The organism is Nocardioides sp., from assembly GCF_047606145.1.
Taxonomy (GTDB): Bacteria; Actinomycetota; Actinomycetes; order Propionibacteriales; family Nocardioidaceae; genus Nocardioides.
Genome location: NZ_JASGET010000112.1, coordinates 1 through 3,011 on the forward strand (window position 1 = coordinate 1; position 3,011 = coordinate 3,011).

Below are 3,011 nucleotides of genomic sequence, written 5' to 3' on the forward strand. Positions count from 1 at the left end.
AGCTCGGCGTGGTGACCAACACGCCGGCCGAGGTGGTCAACAACGGTGTGATCGTGACGCTGGCCGGGTCGAGTGTGTGGACGGTGAGTGGCACCTCCTACCTGAGCTCGCTGACGTTGAGCGACGAGGCCGCGATCACCTCGGCGAGTGGGTCGGTGACCGTCACCGTCGACGGCACCGAGGTCACCCCGGAGGCGGGCACCACCTACACCGGAGCGATCACCGTCTCCGGGTGAGGCACGGGACGGGTCGGCCAGCTCACCTCCGTCACGGTGAGCTGGCCGAGCTCTGTCCCGCCGCCGGCCCCGTCAGCCCGGCCGGTCCACCCGGGTCCAGCCGGCTCAGAATCCGAACAGCTCGGCGGGGTTCGTGACCAGCAGTCGCTGCAGAGCCTCCGCGGTCGGCGCGATCCGCTCCAGCAGGTCCACCAACAGGCCGTCGTCGGGTGCGTCGCCGACGATGTTGACATGCGGATAGTCGGTGCCCCACAGGACCCGGTCGGGATAGCGGGCCACGAAGTCCGCCGCCAGGCCGACCGCGTCGTCGTACGGCGCCGACTCCAGCGAGACCCGGTCGACCCCGCTCACCTTGAGCCAGACGTTGCCGCGCTCCAGCAGGGAGCGCAGCGCTCGCACGGCGGGCCCCTCGGCACCCTCGCGCAGATCGATCCGGGCGAGGTGGTCGATCACCACCGGGCCGTCGATCGAGGCGATCATCCGCTGATGGTCGATGACGCCGGTGCCGTGCACGTGGATCTCGGCGTGCCAGCCCAGCTCGGCCACCCGGGCAAGGGTCGCCTGCTGGGCGAGCTCCGGACTCGAGCCGAGGTGGGGCAGGAAATGCAGCCTGGCGCCGCGGACCCCCGCCGCGTCCAGCTCCGCGAGCGCCGCGAGCGGGGCGTCGGGAGCGATCAGCGCGACTCCGCGCCGGGTCGCGGGCGAGGCGCGCAGGGCATCGAGCAGCGCGGCGTGGTCGTAGCCGTAGCAGGAGCTCTGCACGATGACCGCCCGCTCCAGCCCGAGCAGCCGGTGCAGCGCGGCGACCTGGCCGGCCGGGGCGTCCGGCGGGGTGAAGGTGCGCTCGGCGGCGTAGGGGAAGACGTCCCGCGGGCCGAAGACGTGGCAGTGTGCGTCGGTGCTACCAGGGGGCAGCTCCAGTCGTGGCCGTCGCGGGTGCGGATGCGGCCCGGGGTTGCCCGGGGACGGCTGGGTCAGGTGCGGGGCGGTCTCAGTCACAACGCACCGACATCCCGCCGTCCACGACGATCTCCGCACCGGTCACGAACCGGGACTCGTCGCTGGCGAAGAACAGGGCGGCGTACGCCGTGTCCCGGCCATCGCCCATGAACCCGATCGGGATCCGGGCCTGTCGCTGGGCCAGCAGCTTCTCCACGTCGCCGCCGGCTCGCTGGCCGGCCAGCCGGGCCTCGACCATCGGGGTGTGCAGCTGCCCGGGGACCACCGTGTTCACCCGCACCCGGTCGGCCGCGTATTGGACGGCGGTGACCTTGGAGAGCTGGATGATCGCCGCCTTGGCCGAGGCGTAGCCGACCTGGGCGGCACCGGAGTAGCGCATGCCGGAGACCGAGGAGACGTTGATGATCGACCCGCCACCGGCCTCGCGCATCAGCGGTACGGCGTACTTGCAGCCGAGGAAGACGCTGGTCAGGTTGGTGCGGATCTGGTTGTCCCACTCGGTCAGGCTCAGCTCCGCGACGCCGCCGGCCCGCGAGCCGCCGACGTTGTTGACCAGGATGTCGAGTCCGTCGAGCTCGTCGGCACAGCGGCCGACGAAGCCCTCGACCGACGCCGGATCGGTCACGTCGCCGAGCGCGGTGACCACCGTCCCGCCGTCGTCGCGGATCCGGCGTGCGGTGGTCTCCAGGGACTCCTCGTCGCGATCGACCAGGAAGACCTGGGCGCCCTCGCGGGCGAAGACCACGGCCATCGCCCGGCCGTTGCCCCAGCCGGGTCCGACACTGCCGGCACCGGTGATCAGCGCGGTCTTGCCGGTCAGCCGGCCACCGGGGTGAGTCATCGGACCGCCTCCGACTCGACGCCGAGGCCGACGACCAGGCGGGAGACCATGTTGTAGGCGGCCACCGTGGTCACCAGCTCGACGAGTCGGGCCGCCCCGAGCTCGTCGGCCAGGGTCGAGAACGCGTCGTCATCGACGGCCACCTCACGGGTCAGCCGGTCGGTGAGCCGAAGGACGGCGAGCTGCAGATCGTCGAACGCCGCAGAATCGAGCTCCTCGGCGCGCAGGGCGGCGAGGTGGCGCTCGTCGATGCCGGCCGCCGCGGCGTCGGCGAGGTGGGAGTCCCACTCGTACGCCGCGCCGTTGAGCACGGCGATGCGGAGGATGATCAACTCACGCAGGTCGGGCCGGAGGTCGGTCTGGGTCCGGATGGCGCCGAGCAGCTGGTTCCAGCCGGCGGCGAGCCGGGGGCTGTGCAGCAACACCCGGTCGATGGGGCGGAGAATTCCGCCGGGGCGTCGCAGGCGGATCTGGTCCGCTACCTCGCCCTGGGGGCTCACCTCGGGTACACGGGGCACGATCGAACCTCCTTTGTTCACCCAAGTTCTACCCTAGTGTCGACACATTTGTCGAGATGACTGGCTCATCCCGTGAGCCGGAGCCGCTCCACGCCGCTAGTCTGGGACAAATTGTCTCGTGTAGTGTCGACATTGAAGTCGAGCTAGGAGGAACAGTGCAGAAGCCCGAGGTCTTCACCGACGCCGAGGTCGCGACCTTCCGAGCGGAGATCGCCGCACGACGCGCCCCCGGCGCCTATCAGCCGGGCAAGTGGTCGGTCAGCCCGCTGAATCGGGACCCGGGCGTGGTCGGCACGATGCCGTCCGCCATCCGCTTCCGCGACTCGACCCTGCGCTCCATCGAGACGATGGCCGGCGTGGTCGCCAGCGACGACGCCAAGGCGGACTATCTGCGCCGCCTGGTCGCGGCCGGCGTCGCCGAGGTGGTCGGCGCCGGCGCGGCCGGGCGCACCGACG

5 protein-coding genes are annotated in these 3,011 nt (G+C 71.5%); 2 read left to right on the plus strand and 3 right to left on the minus strand.

Going from position 1 to position 3,011, the window contains the following annotated elements; translation table 11 throughout:
* A partial coding sequence (locus QM638_RS14255) for a hypothetical protein (RefSeq protein WP_415142782.1) occupies positions 1-236 on the plus strand: 236 nt, incomplete at its 5' end.
* A gap of 105 nt (positions 237-341) precedes the next feature.
* Here QM638_RS14255 and QM638_RS14260 read toward each other — a convergent pair.
* The 3 genes from QM638_RS14260 to QM638_RS14270 are packed head-to-tail and all read right to left on the minus strand — an operon-like array spanning position 342 to position 2,555.
* Entirely contained in the window at positions 342-1,235 is an 894-nt protein-coding gene (locus QM638_RS14260) for an amidohydrolase family protein (RefSeq protein ID WP_415142784.1), read from the minus strand.
* Positions 1,228-2,037, minus strand: coding sequence for an SDR family NAD(P)-dependent oxidoreductase (locus QM638_RS14265; protein ID WP_415142785.1), 810 nt, complete (start codon positions 2,035-2,037; stop codon positions 1,228-1,230). The genes QM638_RS14260 and QM638_RS14265 overlap by 8 nt, the downstream gene beginning before the upstream one ends.
* Entirely contained in the window at positions 2,034-2,555 is a 522-nt protein-coding gene (locus tag QM638_RS14270) for a carboxymuconolactone decarboxylase family protein (protein WP_415142787.1), read from the minus strand. Before QM638_RS14270 ends, QM638_RS14265 begins: the two co-directional genes overlap by 4 nt.
* Before the next feature lie 155 nt (positions 2,556-2,710).
* On the opposite strand from QM638_RS14270, the gene QM638_RS14275 reads away from it, so the two are divergent.
* Positions 2,711-3,011: hypothetical protein (locus QM638_RS14275; RefSeq protein WP_415142789.1), on the plus strand; the 301-nt coding region annotated here is incomplete at its 3' end.

What these genes read in the sequence shown, in the direction of transcription:
- QM638_RS14265 (WP_415142785.1), bottom strand. Translation starts at nt 2,037, where the DNA reads ATGACTCACCCCGGTGGCCGGCTGACCGGCAAGACCGCGCTGATCACC.